Source organism: Shewanella sp. Isolate13, assembly GCF_022398325.1.
In the GTDB taxonomy this organism is placed as follows: Bacteria; Pseudomonadota; Gammaproteobacteria; order Enterobacterales; family Shewanellaceae; genus Shewanella.
The window spans coordinates 36128-54342 of the sequence record NZ_JAKEVD010000017.1 but is presented as its reverse complement, the minus strand read 5'-3'; the positions used below and the strand labels follow the sequence as shown (position 1 = coordinate 54342).

At 47.5% G+C, this 18215-nt stretch carries 15 protein-coding genes; 8 read left to right on the top strand and 7 right to left on the bottom strand.

The window, feature by feature from the left end; genetic code table 11:
* The first annotated feature begins 152 nt into the window (after window positions 1-152).
* Both metE and L1D44_RS12280 read left to right on the top strand, forming a co-directional pair.
* On the top strand, window positions 153-2423 hold the full coding sequence (gene metE, locus L1D44_RS12285) for a 5-methyltetrahydropteroyltriglutamate--homocysteine S-methyltransferase (RefSeq protein ID WP_239891017.1): 2271 nt from the start codon (window positions 153-155) through the stop codon (window positions 2421-2423).
* A gap of 133 nt (window positions 2424-2556) precedes the next feature.
* Window positions 2557-3078, top strand: coding sequence for a protein disulfide oxidoreductase (locus L1D44_RS12280; RefSeq protein ID WP_239891015.1), 522 nt, complete (start codon window positions 2557-2559; stop codon window positions 3076-3078).
* A gap of 43 nt (window positions 3079-3121) precedes the next feature.
* Here L1D44_RS12280 and L1D44_RS12275 read toward each other — a convergent pair whose 3' ends face one another.
* A complete protein-coding gene (locus tag L1D44_RS12275) occupies window positions 3122-4009 on the bottom strand; it encodes a LysR family transcriptional regulator (RefSeq protein ID WP_239891013.1) in 888 nt (295 codons plus the stop codon).
* A 129-nt stretch (window positions 4010-4138) separates the two neighbouring features.
* On the opposite strand from L1D44_RS12275, the gene L1D44_RS12270 reads away from it, so the two are divergent.
* Window positions 4139-4642, top strand: a complete 504-nt coding sequence (locus L1D44_RS12270) for a carboxymuconolactone decarboxylase family protein (RefSeq protein ID WP_239891011.1) — start codon at window positions 4139-4141, stop codon at window positions 4640-4642.
* A gap of 198 nt (window positions 4643-4840) precedes the next feature.
* Window positions 4841-5053 carry a dodecin gene (locus tag L1D44_RS12265; RefSeq protein ID WP_220767901.1) on the top strand — a complete coding sequence of 71 codons (213 nt, stop codon included), beginning with the start codon at window positions 4841-4843 and terminating at the stop codon, window positions 5051-5053.
* 41 nt (window positions 5054-5094) lie between these two features.
* On the opposite strand, the gene queG is transcribed toward L1D44_RS12265, so the two are convergent.
* Both queG and L1D44_RS12255 read right to left on the bottom strand, forming a co-directional pair.
* Window positions 5095-6306: a tRNA epoxyqueuosine(34) reductase QueG gene (gene queG, locus L1D44_RS12260; protein WP_239891009.1), complete on the bottom strand. Its 1212-nt coding sequence runs from the start codon at window positions 6304-6306 to the stop codon at window positions 5095-5097.
* Between the two features lie 78 nt (window positions 6307-6384).
* Window positions 6385-8268 (bottom strand): GGDEF domain-containing protein, encoded by a 1884-nt coding sequence (locus L1D44_RS12255; protein WP_239891007.1) that lies wholly within the window; start codon window positions 8266-8268, stop codon window positions 6385-6387.
* 188 nt (window positions 8269-8456) lie between these two features.
* On the opposite strand from L1D44_RS12255, the gene L1D44_RS12250 reads away from it, so the two are divergent.
* From L1D44_RS12250 to L1D44_RS12235, 4 genes are all read left to right on the top strand, one after another.
* Window positions 8457-8981 (top strand): phosphatase PAP2 family protein, encoded by a 525-nt coding sequence (locus L1D44_RS12250; protein WP_239891005.1) that lies wholly within the window; start codon window positions 8457-8459, stop codon window positions 8979-8981.
* A gap of 73 nt (window positions 8982-9054) precedes the next feature.
* The gene (locus L1D44_RS12245; RefSeq protein ID WP_239891003.1) at window positions 9055-9492 is read left to right on the top strand and encodes a DUF3069 domain-containing protein; all 438 of its coding nucleotides are present in this window, start codon (window positions 9055-9057) and stop codon (window positions 9490-9492) included.
* A gap of 708 nt (window positions 9493-10200) precedes the next feature.
* On the top strand, window positions 10201-12471 hold the full coding sequence (gene phsA / locus L1D44_RS12240; protein ID WP_239891001.1) for a thiosulfate reductase PhsA: 2271 nt from the start codon (window positions 10201-10203) through the stop codon (window positions 12469-12471).
* Between the two features lie 83 nt (window positions 12472-12554).
* Window positions 12555-13133, top strand: a complete 579-nt coding sequence (locus tag L1D44_RS12235; RefSeq protein ID WP_239890999.1) for a 4Fe-4S dicluster domain-containing protein — start codon at window positions 12555-12557, stop codon at window positions 13131-13133.
* 82 nt (window positions 13134-13215) lie between these two features.
* Here the strand turns inward: L1D44_RS12235 and L1D44_RS12230 are convergent, their stop codons facing one another.
* The 4 genes from L1D44_RS12230 to L1D44_RS12215 form a co-directional block, all read right to left on the bottom strand.
* The gene (locus L1D44_RS12230) at window positions 13216-13908 is read right to left on the bottom strand and encodes a hypothetical protein (RefSeq protein WP_239890997.1); all 693 of its coding nucleotides are present in this window, start codon (window positions 13906-13908) and stop codon (window positions 13216-13218) included.
* Between the two features lie 574 nt (window positions 13909-14482).
* On the bottom strand, window positions 14483-16171 hold the full coding sequence (locus tag L1D44_RS12225; RefSeq protein ID WP_239890995.1) for an NAD-dependent malic enzyme: 1689 nt from the start codon (window positions 16169-16171) through the stop codon (window positions 14483-14485).
* 453 nt (window positions 16172-16624) lie between these two features.
* Window positions 16625-17098 (bottom strand): DUF1456 family protein, encoded by a 474-nt coding sequence (locus L1D44_RS12220; protein ID WP_239890993.1) that lies wholly within the window; start codon window positions 17096-17098, stop codon window positions 16625-16627.
* A gap of 85 nt (window positions 17099-17183) precedes the next feature.
* Entirely contained in the window at window positions 17184-18200 is a 1017-nt protein-coding gene (locus L1D44_RS12215; protein WP_239890991.1) for a serine hydrolase domain-containing protein, read from the bottom strand.
* Window positions 18201-18215 lie beyond the last annotated feature (15 nt).

Genomic DNA, 18215 nt, shown 5'->3' with positions numbered 1-18215 from the left:
TGTAGCGCTTGAATTCGTTTCGATTGCGAATACTAAGGCTATCACAATAAACTTCTAGACGTCCAGACACCCATTACTATGTTTCGTTATATGTCATTCAGAAGGGCGCTAACTCTGAATTTTACTCATCTTAACATCAAAAGGTATACAATATGCAATTAAATAATTTGGGTTTTCCACGAATTGGTCGTCAACGAGAGCTAAAGTTTGCCCTAGAGAAGTATTGGCGCGGTGAGATAAATCAGGCTCAGCTTATTGATATATCGAGAGAATTACGTCAAACACACTGGCGTTGGCAGGCCGATGCTGGGGTGACGTTACTGCCTGTTGGCGACTTTGCTTTCTATGATCAGGTGTTGACCTTGAGCGCGACGCTGGATGTGATCCCTAAGCGTCACCGTGGAGAGACGCCAACGGATCTTGATACTCTCTTTCGTATCGGCCGTGGCCGAGCACCGAGTGGCAAAGATGCACCAGCCGCCGAGATGACCAAGTTTTTCAATACAAATTATCACTATATCGTTCCCGAGCTCACCGAAGACCAGCGTTTCGACATAGGTTATCAGCAGCTGTTTGATGAAGTGAGCGAAGCTCAGAGGTTAGGTTATCAGCCAAAGCCGGTGCTCTTAGGGCCTGTCTCTTTCCTGTATCTGTCTAAAGCGGTTGAGAGTGAATTTGATAAGTTAAGCCTACTGCCAAGATTGATTGAGGCGTACCAAAAGCTGTTGCAGCGTTTTGTAAGCCAAGGGGTCGAGTGGGTGCAACTCGATGAACCCGTTTTGGCATTGGAGTTAGAGGGAGATTGGCAAGCGGCGATTAGCCAAGCCTACCGTGAGCTTGCACGCAGTAACGTAAGGATACTGCTAGCCAGTTATTACGGCAGCATCGCTCACCATCATCATCTCGTGGCCGACTTACCCGTTGCAGGCCTGCATTTAGACCTAGTGACGGCCCCGGAGCAGTTACAAACTTTCCTCCCCAGTTTAGGCGCAGAGCAAGTGTTATCGGCGGGCGTGATTAACGGTCGTAACGTGTGGGCGGCAGAGCTTGACGAGCTCGCCGAGGGGTTATCGAGTGTCGCGGGGGATCTTAAGCAGCGCTTATGGTTGTCACCCTCCTGCTCTTTACTGCATAGCCCGGTGGACTTAGAGATAGAAACCAACCTTGCACCAGAGCTTAAGCTGCAACTCTCTTTTGCCAAACAAAAGCTTGCTGAACTCACTAAGCTCAAACTGTTACTCACGGAGCCTAATTCAGCCGAGGCCAATGCGATTGTGCTCGAATGCCAAGCAAGGCGTGATGCTCGTGCTGAGGCGGCGAATCAACAGGTGATTGCTCGTGTCGAGGCACTAACCGAGCGAGATTATCAGCGTGATGATGCCTTCCCAGTAAGACAAGCCGCCCAACGAGCTAGGTATCGCCTGCCTTTACTTCCCACCACGACCATAGGCAGTTTTCCACAAACGCCAGCCATTCGTGGCTTACGCAGTCGATGGCGCAAGGGTGAAATCAGTTTAGAGCACTATAATCAGCAGCTACGACAAGTCACTAAAGATACGATTGAGCGTCAATTAAAGCTGGATATTGATGTTCTGGTTCATGGTGAAGCTGAGCGTAATGACATGGTGGAGTACTTTGGTGAACAACTTGAAGGTGTGGGGTTCACACAGTTTGGTTGGGTGCAAAGTTATGGCTCCCGCTGCGTTAAACCGCCGCTAATTTATGGTGATGTTTCACGACCAACTGCCATGACGGTCAAGTGGGCCGAGTTTGCGCAGAGCCTTACCGAGAAACCGGTTAAAGGCATGCTCACCGGACCTGTGACTATCCTGCATTGGTCATTTGCCCGCGAAGATATTAGCCGTGAGCAGATCGCTACTCAAATCGCGCTCGCCATTCGTGATGAGGTCGTTGAGCTGCAAGATGCAGGTATCGGGATCATTCAAATCGACGAGCCAGCATTTCGAGAAGGATTGCCGCTGAAAAAGAGTGATTGGCAGCATTATCTTAATTGGGCGGTTAATGGGTTTAAGCTCAGCGCAGCGGGGGTCAACAACGAAACGCAGATCCACACTCATATGTGCTACAGCGAGTTTAATGAGACCATTGCGGCGATTGGCGCGATGGACGCCGATGTGATCACCATAGAGACCTCGCGATCTAGGATGGAGTTGCTTAATGCATTCGAAGACTTTAACTACCCTAACGAGATTGGGCCTGGGGTTTACGATATTCATTCACCCAATACGCCAACGGTGGAGGAGATCCTAGACTTGATGCAAAAGGCCGCGACCAAGCTCCCTGTAGAGCAACTGTGGGTGAATCCAGACTGTGGCCTTAAAACCCGCACATGGGATGAAGTTGAGCCAGCGTTAGTTAACTTAGTTGAGGCGACAAAGCAGTTAAGGCGCACGTTAGGTTAGGGGCGGCTCGCAGTGAGTGATAAGCTCTGCTGCGAGTGATGAACTATTTTGTCATTTCTCCGGTCTTACTCTGTTAATAGGTATGACATATTCATCTTAGATTCGCGATATGATGCGCGTAATGAAGGCAGCGATGACAGAAAAACAGCCCACATTTAAACAACGCCTTGGCTATTGGCTCAAGCAGTTATTGATTTTGCTTGTCTTGGTGAGCAGTGTCGCTTGGGTGATGGACAAGTGGCGCAGCCGAAACTTAGAGGTCGATAATTTTCCTGCCATTAGCGGCGTGGCTCTCGGTGGCGAGAAAATAGATGTCTCCAGCTTGAGTGCTAATGAGCCTGTTTTGGTTTATTTCTGGGGGACATGGTGCCCAGTTTGTCGCTCGGTGAGTCCGTCAGTTGAGTCTATTTCGGCATCGTTTCCGGTGGTGAGCGTGGCGATAGCGTCGGGTTCTAATACTGAAATTGGCGAATATATGCAGGAGTATGGTTATCACTTTTCAGTGATTAATGATGCCGATAATCGCAGCGCACGCGACTGGTCGGTACATGTCACACCGACCTTGATGATAATCAAAGAGGGAAAGGTTGTGTCCTATACCACAGGCTTTACCAGCTTGCCGGGGATCTGGTGGCGTATGTTATGGGCCTCTTAGTGACGATTGGCCATGGTTATTGACATGGATGCTGGCCATATCGTTAGAGGGATAACACCAAGTAGTCGATAAACGCACGGACGGCAGGGCGCATATGTTTTCCTCCACGGTACAGGGCGTAGATATCGCCACTCGAGTGTTCAGATAGTGATGGCGTCCATTCGGGTAAGCAGCGGACTAAGTTACCCTTTTGGATTAAGTCATCCATCATCCAGCTCGACAGTTGCACTATGCCGCCATGATGTATGGCGGCTTCTAATATTGGTGTTCCACCCCTTGAGGTTAAGTTGCCAGATACTGGGACCTTCTTGTATTGTTTTCCTTTACGAAAATGCCAGTGGGTACGCTGTCGGTCGCGGTCCAGTAGCAGGCAGTTGTGTCGCTGTAGATCTTCAGGTTTCTTGGGCGTCCCAAACTGTTTTAAATAGTTGGCGCTAGCACAGAGCGAAGTCTGATTTGCCATCAACATTCTGCCATGCAAGCTAGAGTCGGCGGGCTTACCAATACGAATCGCGATATCGACGTTTTCCGAGTGCAGGTCAACCAGTCGATTGTCGAGATCTATCTCAATCTTCACCTTAGGATATTGGGTTAGAAACCTAGGCAGGATCGGGCAGATTTTGACTCGACCAAAACCTTCGAATACAGAAATCCTTAATGTACCTTCGGGCTGCTTATCTTGCTCTGAGAGCGATATCTTTAATCTCTCTTCATCATCAACCAGCTTACGTGCGCCCTCTAAGAATTGCTCCCCGGCTTCGGTGAGTAGCAGTTGTCGGGTGCTACGCTTTAACAGCAGGGCATTGAAGTCCTGCTCTAGAGCATCGATATTTCGTGCGACGCTCGATGGTGCCATATTGAGTACGTTAGCGGCTTTGGAGAAGCTACCTAGCTCAACAACTTTGATGAAGATCCGCATCGCATTTAGCATGGTGAGTCTCAAATCTATCTTTGCATTTTATGCAAAGGTAAAGCAGTTTTGATGGGGATTCCAGCTTTTTTGTGGCTATGGATAATAGGTGTTGTTCCACTAACTTACTTTATCCAGAAGGTACATAAGATGACTCAAGCAACTAATCAAAAGCTTTCAATTACCGCAGCCCTAGGCAGTAGCGATATCGCTAGCGGCGTGATGGGCTGTATGCTAAAGACCGAAAATCATGTCAACAGTTGTGGTATTGACCTCACTCTACTCGAGCTTATTCGTTACCGAGTATCACTAATCAACGGCTGTGCATATTGTATCGATATGCACTTTAAAGAAGCGCTGGCAGCAGGCGAAACCGCCCAGAGAATGACCTCCTTATCTATCTGGCGTGAAGCGCCTTATTACACAGATAAAGAGCGAGTTGTCCTTAATTGGGCCGAAGCGCTGACGGATCTACCTCATGCAGGGCTGACCCATAAAGAGAACCGTTTAGTTGAGGCGACAAAAGCGCTGAAGGGGTATTTCTCGGCTAAAGAGATAAGTGAGCTGACACTGGTGGTGATTCAAATTAATGCTTGGAATCGCTTGGCGAAGACCTTTGATTTTGGTGTGGGTAGTTTCCAAGTGACTAACTAAATGGGCCGCAAAATGAGTCACTGAGTCAGCCGAGTTTTTAAGCTGACTTCAGCTTATCGTCTTGCTGATGAGTACTCGATAACCGCGGCGCAAACAGCCAATCTATTAGATTAACAGTTTACTCTGTCATAGCATCCGACTAACCCAGATGTTGTTCTATACTGATTAAGATCACCCTTAATCACAATTGGAGTCACTATGAGCCATACCTACAAGATTATCGAACTAACAGGATCGTCTCCAATCAGCTCAGATGAAGCCATTAAAAATGCAATCGCTACGGCCAATGAGTCTTTGAAGCACCTTAGGTGGTTTCAAGTGGTGGAAACTCGAGGGCATTTAGAGGAGGGCTTAATCGCTCACTGGCAGGTAACAGTGAAGGTAGGCTTCACCCTAGATCAACATGCATAACGATTACTAATAATTGGTTATACAGATTGTAATGATTAGGCCTACGCGTCCCGCGGTAGGCCTTTTTCTACGCTGCGAATAATCCTTTGAGTCTTGCGGCTGAGGCTTTGGTCAAGCGTCTGACCATTTTTCTGAGTCAGTTTTTGATGTTGCTGACTAAGTGCCCAGTCGATATGCTCGCTTACCATCTCATCCACTTCACTCGATGACTTACGTGCCTCAAGCGCTTCGATGATCGCTTCATTGTAGGGCGCATTGCCTAATGCCACGGCGATATTCCTTAACCAGCGACTATGGCCGATCCGGCGAATAGGGCTGCCCTCGGTGAGCTTTAAAAACTCGGCTTCACTCCAGTTAAATAGCTCGAGTAACTGCGGTTGTTTGAGTGACGGACGAGTATGGAAGTCGCTTTCTTCGGTCAGAGGTGCCTTAGCATTAACCGGGCAAACCAGTTGGCAATCATCACAGCCGTAGATCCGATTGCCGATAGCCTGTCTAAATTCCACTGGGATAGCGCCCTGTAGCTCAATGGTTAAATAGGAGATGCAGCGACTGCCGTCAACCACATAAGGCTCGACGATAGCATTGGTGGGGCACGACTTTATGCAGGCCACGCAGGTGTTACAACCTTCGGCAACAGGAATATCGACGGGCAGTGGTAGATCAATTAACAGCTCGCCTAAGAAGAACCAACTGCCAGCGTCTTGGTTGAGCAATAAGCTGTGTTTGCCAGTCCAGCCAAGACCCGCCTTATCGGCTAAGGGACGCTCTAAAATTGGCGCCGAGTCGACAAAGGGGCGTGAGTTAGGTTTATCGACGCCAAGCTGATTTAACTCTGCTTCGATTCTATCGCCTAGTTTCTTAAGACGATTACGGATCATCTTATGATAATCACGGCCGCCTGCGTAACGGGAGATATAGCCAAGATTGGGGTCTTTAAGATTACAGGCAAACCCCGCCTCTGGCGGCAGATAATTCATGCGCGCCGTGATGACCCGTTTTGTACCAGGATGCAGCTCATGGGGTCGAGCTCGCATCATGCCATGGTTGGCCATATAGCCCATCTCACCGTGATACCCCATCTCTAACCACTGCTGCAGCTTAGGTTCTTCCGCACTTAAGTCTGTATCGCAAATACCTATTTGTGCGAAGCCTAGCTCCTGACCCCAAGTTTTAATGTTGAGGGCCAATTCACCAAGTTGAGTTGGCGTTAAGCTATCGATTGCAGCGAGTTGTGAAGAAGTGTCAGACATAGATCTTATAAAGGTTTAAGGTAAGACTTAATGATACCAGCAATTGGCAGTAAATAGGTATGTCTCTAACCTTAAGACTTAACTTACCTTGGCCTGATTGCGTCCTTGGCTCTTAGCTTGGTAGAGGGCGTCATCGGCTCTCTTGAGCAGTTGCGATAGTTTACTGTCTTCGGCTCTCAGGCTGGCAACGCCGGCGCTGATGGTCATAGTAAAGCCCTGTGGGAAAGCGCTAAAGTTACTCTCGCTCACCTTCTGTACCAAGGCCTGTGCAATCTTATAGGCCTGCGCCATATCGGTATCGGCTAGCAGAATCAAAAACTCTTCACCGCCTACCCGCGCTGCTTGATGCTTGTGGCTAAGTAAATTGCGGCAAGTCTGTGCCAATAGCACAAGAGCCTGATCGCCAACCTCGTGACCATGCTTGTCATTAATCAGCTTAAAGTAGTCGGCATCGAACAGTATGACCGACAGAGGCTGCTGCGTTCTTTGGGCCTCTTCGAAGCGACTCTGAGCCTTGGCATAGATGTAACGGCGGTTGGGCAGTTGGGTTAGATCATCGGTGAGGGCTAAGGCCGACAGTAAGCGGTTTTTCTGGATCTGCTTATAGGCAAATATTGAGATGATAAGCATCAAAAAGCTGCCAAGTACAATGATGATCCATTGCTGTAGCTTGTTTTGCTCAAGCATCGCCAGCTCTAGCTCTTTGAGTTGCTGGTTTTCAATCAGGTGACGGTTTTCCTCTTCGATCTGATTGGCATTGAAGCGAGTACGCATCTCGGTGGTGTAACTCGAGAGCAACTTGGCATCTAACTCATTATGCAGCTTCACATATTCGCTTAGCGCATAGTAGGCTTGTTTCCATCGAGCTTGTTGAACAAAGGCTTGGCTCTCAACCAGTTGCAGCTGTGCCAATCCCCTTAGATTTTTCACACGACTAAAGGCCGTGCGCGCATAGGCGATACTCTTATGGGTTTGTGGCAGTAGGCCATCGCCGAGATAGAGCTGTGCCCGAAACAGATGCAAAAAGCTGTAGAAGGCTTCATCCGTTGGCAGGATAAAAGGCTCTGCCTCATCGAGATATTGACTGGCTTGCTCAAATTCGCCAAGTTTGATTAAGGTGCCGGCGATATTGACCGCGACCGTTGCTTGCTCTAAGTCTCGGTTGTTGTTTTTCCAATAGTGATAACCTTGCTCAAATAGGCGTTTGGCGCGGTCTAAATTACCCAGTTCCTCTTCGGCAATGGCGATAGCGACAGTGATTGCGTTTGCACCATCTAAGTTGTCGCTTTCGATATAGCTTTTTTGCAATTGTTTAAAGTAACGAATCGCACTCTTTTGATCGCCAAGGCGGCGATAAATGGTGGCGATCTCATACAGGCTGGTGCGGGCCCAAGCCGATAAGTCAAGGCTCTGATATAGCGAGCGAGAGGTGAGTAAGTCCTCTAGTCCTTGAGTGAAGTTTCCTTGATAGGAGTGTAGGTAGCCGCGCATGCCTCTGGCATCGGCAACTAGGCGCAAGTCCTCTAATGCATAGGCTTGAGCGATCACCTTGTTATAACCAGAGAGCGCTAAGTCCACATCGCCTTCTTGTTCGGTCAGCCAAGCTTCACAGAGCTCGAGATCTAACTTGTCATTAGGGTAATTGGCTAAGTTTGGATTGTTCAATGCCTGCTGCGCAAATGCCAATCCCTTACTAACTTGCCCCTCTTCGAACACATTAAACGCCCAGCAACGAGCTCGGGTTAGTCGAAGTTGTCTTTGAATATCAGTTGTGGGGATGAGTGAGTCGAGTTCCTCTAAGTAAGCTTGGGTGGTCGCGTTTTGCTCAATGGTGCCGCTATCAAGCAGTTTAAAAATGGCATCGGCCTTATCATTATGACTTTGTTCGGCGTAGCCTAAGGCGCTTACCGAAGGTAAGCCTAGCAATAGAATGATTTTTATTAACAAAAACGGCTTGGGCATTTAGCGTTAGCTTGGTCTTAAAGTCATTAAAATTCATGCACAAGCATACACTATAAACTATTTTTTATACGCTATTTTTTACCCGCGTGAGATGTGCCGTAAAAGTTAGCCTAGACAAGTCTTTGCATTTGTTTCTAGGTGTCTGTATAACAACGCCCTTTAAAGGGCTCATGATGAAGGTCACTGGAATGAAAAAGTTTTTTGCCTGTTTGCTTTTGCTGACAACTTGGCCAACTTACGCGACATCGAACTTGGAAAAATCTGGCGATGTGTTGCACCTTTTACTGCCTGCAGCCGCTCTGGGTGGAAGCCTTATCTATGAAGATGGTTACGAAGGTGCATGGCAGCTAGCTAAAACCGGCGTGGTGTCGCGTCTTGTGGTCGAAGGGCTTAAGTACACAGTTGATAAAGACAGACCCGATGGCTCAGGCGATGACTCGTTTCCATCGGGTCATACCGCCGACAGCTTTGCCGCCGCGACTTTTGTGCAGCAAAGATACGGTTGGGAGTGGGCTATCCCTGCTTATATTGGTGCCGCTTACGTGGGTTACACTCGGGTTGAAAGCGACAAGCACCATGTTGAAGACGTACTCGCTGGCGCAGCAATCGGTATTCTATCTGGGCTATACTTTACCGATCCCTATAAAGGTATCACCATTACGCCGATCGCAGGCAATGGAAATTATGGCCTCTATGTTAGCGGCAAATTCTAACGCGCCAGTTAACCGTTAACGTTAATAAAATCGAATCAGTAACAAGATTGACAGTAATTTTAGAGAGAAACAGATGACAGAAGTAACCCAAGCTTACAAAGAGCGCGCAGAGCAAGTGGCACTGAACGTATGCAACACCGTTATGCCGATGAACGATATCCCTAAGGATTTGTTTGAAGCCTATGCAAACCTTTGCAATGAGCTAATTGAAGACAAAGACCTTAAGTTCAGCTCAGGTTGGGACGCACTGCCAGCCAGTGCTAAGAGCTTACTGCCTAAAGAGGACTTCCACGGCTTCTACATCGCCAATGCTTGGTTCCAACTCAGCCGCGTGGCACAAGACATCGCAGAGATGGCGGATACCGATGATGAGATCGCCGAGAAAGAGTACAACGGTATCTTCACCCGTTTGTCTGATGCTTCATTAAAAGAGAGCGTACGTAAGCTTAAGAAAGCCCGTACCGACCGTTCGATGCTTAATAGCATCAAATCTGTGATTGCTGGCAAGTAATCATTGAGGTTTAGGCTGTTATAACAGGCTAAAAGAGAAGGCTGTGGGAAACCATAGCCTTTTTTATTGCAGTGCAGAACCTTGGTAATACTAATAAGGTCAAACTTTGGTGACGGCGATGACGTTTACTTTGTCGCGTTACCCTAGGTTGACGGGGGAATTGTGACCATTTACCAGAAAATAATATTTTTTACGTGATATATGTCTAAAATATAGGTGATTTCACCTTCTAAATTTTACGAGTCACGACAATAATATAACTCAAAGAAAATGTCTTAATTTTGTTAAGCTTTATCTTAAATCTGCTTGTTTATATCGATGAGTCCGTAGGGTTTAACTCCCCTGAAAAGCGACGTTAAATATTAGGCCTCATCTACAACTCAGTGCTGTAAGCACTTGTCAGTGCGTTACATCAAAACGACTAAGTGAGATGATGATTATCTTGCGAAGTCAGGGAGCATTGATGCCACCTCTGTAGCGGTCAACTTATTTGCTACATACCTTTCGGATCACAAACTTTAGTTGTGATCGGATCTAAATCACAACTCATCACATGTGATTCACATCTAAATACATCTGATTTATTGATCTTAATCATGCTTTATTAAAATGAACTGAGCCTACTATGCATACAGCTAGCTACGAGTTCTATAAATAAAATTTGCTTTTAAATCTGATGTTTACGAATGTGGAGAGAGAGGTAAGAACATGTTGTCTCGCCGCGATTTTTTGGCAAAAGGAAGCGCCTTTTGCGCTATAACAGTTTATGCCCCAGGAACTTTAGGAGCGCAAAGTCAGTTATTAACACCCGCTTCGCCATTTATTAAAGAAATAAACAGTATCTGCGAAATGTGTTCAACTCGATGTCCAATTACCGTCGAAAGTAGGCAAGATAAGTTGTTTATTCGGGGGAATCAGAACGCTAAGAGCTTTGGTGGTAAGGTATGCGCAAGGGGCACATCAGGTAGCAAGCTGCTCAATGATTCTCACCGTTTAGTTAAACCGATTAAACGAACCGGACCTCGAGGCTCGGGGATGTGGCAGGAAATTGAGTGGGAAGAAGCATACCGACTTATTGCTCATAATTTGAATCAAGTTCGTGACCGATACGGATCCGAAGCCATCGCAGTCTCGAGTAAATCAGGCTCATTATCCAGCCATGCCTTTCACTTCGGCAAAGTTATTGGCACTCCAAATATCTTTTCACACGGCTCAACGTGTCCAATTTCCTATGCCGTCGCTGCCAAGGTGATGTTCGGCAATGAGCTTAAACTGGATTTAGAAAACAGCAAATACATACTCAACTTCGGTCATAATCTGTTCGAAGGGATCAATATGTCAATGACCCGAGCCCTGTTGGCTGCGCAGGAAAAGGGCACTGTTAAGGTCGTTGTGTTTGAGCCTAGGTTATCGGTGATGGCTGACAAAGCAGATGAATGGCATGCCATTAAACCCGGCACAGACATCGCCGTTGTCCTCGCTCTGAGCCATGTATTAATTGAAGAGCAGTTGTACGATGAATCTTTTGTGCAGCAACACGTCAGTGGCTTCGAGGAGTTTGCGACTTCGATGGCACAATACACCCCTGAATGGGCAAGTGAGATCTGTGACGTGCCAGCAGGCGACATTCGTCGTATCGCCCGAGAACTTGCCGCCGCAGCCCCCGCTGCGATAGCCGATCATGGCCATCGTTGCACCTTTACACCTGAAGAGTTCGATCTTCGTCGTGGCATCTATGCCATAAACGTACTGCTGGGTAACATTGAACGTAAAGGAGGCGTGTATTTCGCTAAGAACTCTAAGCTGTATAACAAGCTCGCCGGCGAAGCAGTAGCGCCATCACTGGAAAAAATAAAGGTTGATGGCCTACCCACCCCAGCCTTGCCACGTATTGATTTAACCGATCCCCAGTTTAAGTATGCCGCCAAAGCGGGTGGACTCTATCAATCTATTATCCCTGCAGCCTTGCAGCAACAGCCCTACGCGATCAAGGCATGGGTGATGTCACGCTCTAACCCAATGCAAACCGTCACCGATCGAAACCAAGTTCAAAATGCACTGGAGGCGATGGACTTTGTTGTCGCCTGTGACGTATATATTAGCGAGAGTGCGGCCTATGCTGACGTTGTTTTGCCTGAGTCCACTTACCTTGAGCGTGACGAAGACATAGGTGATATGTCTTCTAAGAACCCCGCCTACGCCTTGCGGCAGCGAGTGACAGAAACCATAGGTGACACCCGCCCAAGTTGGCAAATATTTAAAGAGATGGCTGAGGCAATGGCGCTGGGGCAGCACTTCCCCTGGCAAGATATTGTTGACTACCAACAACGCCAAGTAGCAAACAACCCCGAGTTATTAACGCAACTTAGAAAAGCAGGCTACCTCTCTTTTGGCATTCCTCTGTTGATGCGAGAGCCTGAGATGGTGGCGAAGTTTCGCCAGCACTATCCTAATGCGCTGCCTCCATCTGAGCTAGGCGACTACGGAGATCAGCTTCAATTCACGACTCCAAGTGGCAAGATTGAATTGAGCTCTCCAAGTCTTGAGAAGATAGCCCCTGGTCGCAGTGTGATTAGCTACCGCCCCGTTATGCTAAAGCAGCCTGACGAGCTGTACTTCATTCAAGGAAAGTCAGCATTGCATACCAACGCGGTCACTCAAAATATTCCGCTGCTTTATGATTTGCAGTCAGATAACCCAGTCTGGATCCACCCTGACACCGCCGCCGAACTCGGGGTAAGTGATGGCGATAACATCATCATCACGAGTCAGGTCGGAGAGGAGCAAGGAACAGCCAAGGTAACGCCTGGGATCCGAAAAGACACCGTTTTCGCCCATATGGGTTTTGGCAGTAAGAACCAAGAACTCAAACGCGCCTTCGGTAAAGGAGTCCATTGCGGCGCCTTGTTACCTCATGCTAGCGCAGCCATTACAGGCAGTAATGTTCATACCACAGGCGTCACTATCAGACGCGCGTAATGTGTATTTAGTTTAACTAACAAGGAGCTACTTTACTCCAACCAAGGCAATAGCAAGTGTTGGAGTAGAGTGGGGGAAACGCAATGAACGAAAAATATGTACTCATTCATGATGAAAACCGTTGTATAGGCTGCCATGCCTGTACCGCCGCCTGTAATGCCGCTAACGAGTTAGCCGATCATCAAAGCCGAGCTTCAATCGATGTAAAAGGCCCATATCTTATCGATGGCGAACTGCACTATCGTTATCTGCGAGCCTCTTGCGAACAGTGTGACAGGCCAGCCTGTATCAGGGCCTGCCCTTATGGAGCCATCAGTCAAACAGTGGCTGGTGTCGTGTCATTTAATCATGATCGCTGTAAAGGTTGCTTAATGTGTGTGGCGGCCTGCCCGCTGGGAGGGTGTTTCTATAATAACCAAGTCAAAGCCAGCGATAACTGCGATTTCTGCATGAAAAGCCGTGTTGCAGAGGGGCTACAGCCAGCCTGTGTCACGGTATGTCCTGCCGATGCACTCATTTTTGGCAATGCCAACGACCCCAGCAGTGAGGTACATAAGCACCTGTCGACGGTGCTGACTTATAACCGCTCCATTGGCTACGACAATAAACCTAAGCTCTACCGAGTACCCAGTCAGGTTGCGAGTGAGCGCAGGTTTGTTTAGCTCAGCTGTTGAGGATTAGTGTAGACACCAAAGCAAAAGGCTATGGGAGTTTTCCCATAGCCTTTTTTGTTTATGTGGAGGTTTATAGCGTAGTTGTCGACTCGGCCGTTTTTACGGGGGGCTCTTGCAGTATTAGCGCTTTTAGCTCTGGATCAGAGAGGATTTGTAATAGTTGGTCATGGTAAGCACGTAGCACATTGTTTTGTGGCGATTCGCTACCTTCTTCTTCAATGACATCTCTTTCTTGGGTATTTTTTTGATAAGTTAAGCCGCGAGTCTTATCAAATAAGTAGGTATCAACATCGGTATCAAAGTTAAATGACGATACCCAATTTAAATTGATACTAAAGAACCACTCTTGCAAGTCGAGGACTAAAAGGTGCTGCGATTCTTGCTCGGTTAACGTATGGTTAGCGATAGTTTCTGTCGGTACCGTTTTAAAGTCAGCAGCCTTTACTTGCCATCCTTTTTCAGTCAGTCCTGTGACGATTCGTGTTTGCAGCCACTGGCTTAAGGTTAAGGATTTATCTGTTTTTTCAGTCGCTAAAATTGCGTTTACATCCCAATCAACAGGAATGCCAAACGTCGCATGAGCACGTCCAATGAAAGTTTCAGGTTTTCCTTCTTTAACTTTTTTTCGATTATCGATAACACTGATGAGAATAGGTTCTTTGTTTTGATATTCAGGGGTGGGAGTCTGTTCTTGCAAAGCGATAGGCGAAACACAGCCTGATAATGTCAGTAGGGCAAATATCACTACGAGTACTTTGTACATTGTAAGTCCTTTTTTAAGTTATTATTTAATCGTTAAACAAAACTGTCCTTTTGTTGACCTGCAACCTACCGTTTTTTGCTTTTAGCTTCAAGTTTACGATTTTCGTCAAGTTAGGGGGGATAGCTAAACAATCGTCTTGTTCATGAAAGTTAATTGTTATTTTTATGCTGAGAGTGACAACCAACAAGAGTGGTTTCAATAGCCTGCGGCGGGCAGAAGTGTCTGCATTAGATAAGCATAACCCTGGGGGCGGCGTTATGGTTAAAGGCTTAGTGAGTTATTGGTTTAGTTTACTCTGACCCACATATTTTATGGGGCGCTGAGGGTTCGCTAAGGGGGACAAGCGCTTTCCCCCCTTGGCTCTGGTGTGGGCGAAGCGTTACGACTTTAGTTGTTAGACGCAGTCTAACTTAAAAGTCAGGCAAAGCCTGATAACAAACCAACTACCAGATAACCCCAAAGCCCAAAAACAAAAAAGCAGCCAAAAATGACTGCTTTTGATTTAGACCGTTAGCGAAGCGCTCGTCTTTGCTTGAACCGTCTATGCTTTTCCGTCTTAGCTTTATTGAAAAAACTAGAACGAAGTTCGTTTATAACGTCGATACTCTGCTGTCCAGAAGTTATCTTCGATGGCATAGGTCAGCAACTCATTGGTGACCTGCTGCGCATGACCTTCTTCAATGGCGGTTCTGGCCACGGCAAAGGCGATATGCTTACTCACCAGATGAATATCTTCAAGCTTAGGCAGCAAAGACCCTTCGCCATTCACCGCTAACGGCGAACACTCGGCCAGTGTGCGGCTCGATGCCATCAACATGGCATCACTGACACGTTTAGCGCCTGAGGCGAGTACACCAAGGCCGATGCCTGGGAAGATATAACTGTTGTTACACTGGGCGATTTCATAGGTGGTGTCATCGACAACCACTGGCTCAAACGGGCTACCGGTTGCCACAAGCGCCTGGCCTTGAGTCCAGTGCAGAATATCTTTCGGTGTGGCTTCGACGCGACTGGTTGGGTTCGACAGTGGAAACACAATAGGGCGCTTGCAATGGCTATGCATTGCCTTGATGATCTCTTCGGTGAACAGTCCCGGCGCGCCCGATACACCAATCAATACCGTTGGCTTGGCGTTATTGACCACATCGAGTAGCGAGATGTTGTCACTGAAGTTATCCCAGTTGGCGACATCATCACACTGCTGGGCTAGTTTCTGCTGGAAGGGTAATAGATTCGGCATGTTCGCCTGCAACATGCCCCAGCGGTCAACCATGAATACCTGCTTACGAGCCTGAGTTTCACTAATGCCCTCAGACACCATCTGCGCCACGATAGCCTCGGCGATCCCGCAGCCCGCAGAGCCTGCTCCGAGGAAGGTGATGCGTTGCTCGCTCAGTTTTGTCTTGGCTGCCTTACAGGCTGCCAATAGTGAGCCGACGGTGACCGCAGCAGTGCCTTGAATATCATCGTTAAAGCAGCAGTATTGATCTTTGTAGCGCTCTAGCAGTGGCATGGCGTTCTTCTGGGCGAAGTCTTCGAACTGAATGAGTGCATCGGGCCAGCGGCGGTGAACCGCCTGCATAAAGGCTTCGACAAATTCGGTGTACTCTTCGCCGCCAATACGCTGGTTACGCCAACCCATATACATAGGATCTTCTAGCAGGTGCGGGTTATCCGTTCCCACATCGAGTGTGATTGGCAGGGTATAGGCTGGGCTGATACCACCACAGCTGGTGTAAAGTGACAGCTTACCAATTGGGATCCCCATGCCGCCAATGCCTTGATCGCCAAGGCCTAAGATACGTTCACCATCGGTGACGACGATGATCTTCACTTTTTGGCGAGTGGAGTTATTGAGGATGTCGTCGATACGGTCTTTGTTGGCGTAGGAGATAAACAGGCCACGGTTACGGCGATAATCCTTGGAGAAGCGCTCACAGGCCATGCCCACAGTTGGGGTGTAGATGATGGGCATCATCTCGGTGATATGGTTCTGCACTAGGCGGTAATAAAGCGTCTCGTTGGTATCTTGAATGTTTCTTAAGTAGATATGCTTATCGAGATCGTTGGTGAAGTTTTTGTATTGATCGTAAGCCCGTGAGGCTTGCTCTTCGATAGTCTCGATAACGTGGGGCAGTAGGCCTTCAAGATTGAAAAAGATCCTTTCCTCTTCGGTAAAAGCACTGCCTTTGTTGATCAAAGGGGCTTCAAGAATGGCTGGACCGGCAAAAGGAAGATAGAGCGGGCGTTTGTTATCGTCCATTGGAAACCTTTACGTTATTTTTGTTAGTTAGGATTACAGGTGATACTAATCACGGAAGACTAACATAAAGCGTGATCTTTGTTAGCGATTGCGGCCGAATTAGACGAAATTTTTTAGCGATAGGGGAGAGGGAGAGGAAAAGCAGGTGCTAGGAAAGGCAAACAGCAAAGACGGTAAGAGCCGGACGGCCAGTGGCCTTAAGAACGTGACTGCGTCACTGACGGAACGCTGCGCTTACGGAAAAGCAGGAAAGCTGAGACGGTAAGGCTAAGGCGTAAAGTAAAATAGATTAGCGGTGTTTGTTGTAGGTCGGGCTTTAGCCGCTTTTTTTTAGCAGGGCGGAGCCAGTTCTCGAAGCGCAGCGCCCTAGGATCTAGGTACTAGTACCTTCTTTAAAAAAAGCACCGCCATTGGCAGTGCTTTTATCACTTACATATAAAATGCGGGTGAGAGTTAGTTAGCGTTTTCTGGACGGTGCTTAATTGACAAGCCCATCAGGAAGTTACGCAGAACTTGGTCGCCACAAGGCTTGTAATGCTTATGGCCAGGTTTTCTAAATAGTGCGCCTAGCTCAGACTTGCTCATGTTGAACTCGGCAAGATCTAACGCTTCAATAATATCTTCTTCGCGTAACTCAAATGCCACCCTTAGCTTCTTGAAGATAAGGTTGTTGGTGAGTTGAGATAGTGGCTCTGGCGCTTCTGCGCCTGGCTTTAGGCCACGCTTGTAGATCACTAGACCGTCCAAGAAACGACACATATTTTTGTCATTAAGCGGTGCGTAACCTTCTTCATGCTCTTTCTTTAGCATGTTGATGATCTGCTCTTGAGTCACTTCGTGCTTAGTTTTAGCAAAAATGCGGATCATCTTTGCGTTGCTTAAGTCGAGGATATAGCGAACTTTACGTAAAATATCATTGTTAATCATGAGTTTGATTTCTTCTAGCTATGGGACCGCGCGGCTGCGCGATCATCGAAAGCGATTATAGCAGAAGTTAGCGTTGGAGTAGTAATTACTCTGCTACCTTCGACACCGCATTAGTCGGTGCCATTGCACTCTCTACGGCGCTGACTCCAGCCTGATATAACTTGGCGACAGGGCGGTCTTCGAGCGCAATCAGTCTGCTGCGAATACTGCTGCGTATGGCGTCATGCAGTCCAAATGTGCGTTCGCGGTCGCTAAGATCCCAAGAGGTATTTTCTAAAATCACTAAGCTGACTTTAGACTTTGGGTAATACGCCGCGAGGCTTACGTAACCGGATAGGTAGCCACTGTGGCTGTATTCCACTAACTGCTCATCTCGACTGATCTGTGTGCCATAGCCATATTCTAATGCTCCCCATCTATGCTCACGGGTGGCATGTGGTGAGATCATTAAGCTTAAACTTTTTGGGCTTAATAGCTTGCCGTTATAGAGCGAATCTTGAAAGCGGCTATAAGCTTCAACTGATGCAGCCATAGCGCCAAACGCGATCATAGATTTATCAATGCTGAGCTCGACAGGATTTAGGTGTGACTGATTGTGACCTTCAGAGTCTTGGCCTAAGGTTTCGGTATTGCCTAGGATGAAATTGCTATGGGCCGATTTGATACTCGTTATGCTGCCTGTTTGCGCATATAAACCATCGAGCTGATTTTGTTGGTTTAATCGTTTAACTTGCTCGTCAATGGGGAGTTGGTAAACCACTTCGAGTATGTCACCGAGCAGCGCATAGCCATAATTTGAATATTGAAATTGACTGCCTGGCTTAAAAAGTGGCGCTTCGCCCATTTTGACTAAACCTGAGGTGTGGCTCAGCAACTGCGATACGGTCACGCTTGGCGGCACATAAGCACGGGGCTTATTGCCATCTTTTAGTAAGTAATGACTCACACTTTTATCTAAATCGATTAGGCCCTCATCGACGGCTTTCAAGATAAGGGTAGCGGTCACTTGTTTTGACAGTGAGCCAATTAAAAAGCTGGAGTTTTTGTCAATATTGTTGCCAGAGATATAAGCAAACACAGGTTGGTTATCTTGTTTAACCATTACCACGCCACTAAA

Bases quoted from the DNA above. Each gene is read 5' to 3' on its own strand.
- phsA (WP_239891001.1), top strand. From the start codon at position 10,201: ATGTTGTCTCGCCGCGATTTTTTGGCAAAAGGAAGCGCCTTTTGCGCT.
- L1D44_RS12225 (WP_239890995.1), bottom strand. From the start codon at position 16,171: ATGGACGATAACAAACGCCCGCTCTATCTTCCTTTTGCCGGTCCAGCC.
- L1D44_RS12280 (WP_239891015.1), top strand. From the start codon at position 2,557: ATGACAGAAAAACAGCCCACATTTAAACAACGCCTTGGCTATTGGCTC.
- metE (WP_239891017.1), top strand. From the start codon at position 153: ATGCAATTAAATAATTTGGGTTTTCCACGAATTGGTCGTCAACGAGAG.
- L1D44_RS12275 (WP_239891013.1), bottom strand. From the start codon at position 4,009: ATGCTAAATGCGATGCGGATCTTCATCAAAGTTGTTGAGCTAGGTAGC.
- L1D44_RS12250 (WP_239891005.1), top strand. From the start codon at position 8,457: ATGAAAAAGTTTTTTGCCTGTTTGCTTTTGCTGACAACTTGGCCAACT.
- L1D44_RS12220 (WP_239890993.1), bottom strand. From the start codon at position 17,098: ATGATTAACAATGATATTTTACGTAAAGTTCGCTATATCCTCGACTTA.
- queG (WP_239891009.1), bottom strand. From the start codon at position 6,306: ATGTCTGACACTTCTTCACAACTCGCTGCAATCGATAGCTTAACGCCA.
- L1D44_RS12265 (WP_220767901.1), top strand. From the start codon at position 4,841: ATGAGCCATACCTACAAGATTATCGAACTAACAGGATCGTCTCCAATC.
- L1D44_RS12255 (WP_239891007.1), bottom strand. From the start codon at position 8,268: ATGCCCAAGCCGTTTTTGTTAATAAAAATCATTCTATTGCTAGGCTTA.
- L1D44_RS12230 (WP_239890997.1), bottom strand. From the start codon at position 13,908: ATGTACAAAGTACTCGTAGTGATATTTGCCCTACTGACATTATCAGGC.
- L1D44_RS12235 (WP_239890999.1), top strand. From the start codon at position 12,555: ATGAACGAAAAATATGTACTCATTCATGATGAAAACCGTTGTATAGGC.
- L1D44_RS12245 (WP_239891003.1), top strand. From the start codon at position 9,055: ATGACAGAAGTAACCCAAGCTTACAAAGAGCGCGCAGAGCAAGTGGCA.
- L1D44_RS12270 (WP_239891011.1), top strand. From the start codon at position 4,139: ATGACTCAAGCAACTAATCAAAAGCTTTCAATTACCGCAGCCCTAGGC.
- L1D44_RS12215 (WP_239890991.1), bottom strand. From the start codon at position 18,200: ATGGTTAAACAAGATAACCAACCTGTGTTTGCTTATATCTCTGGCAAC.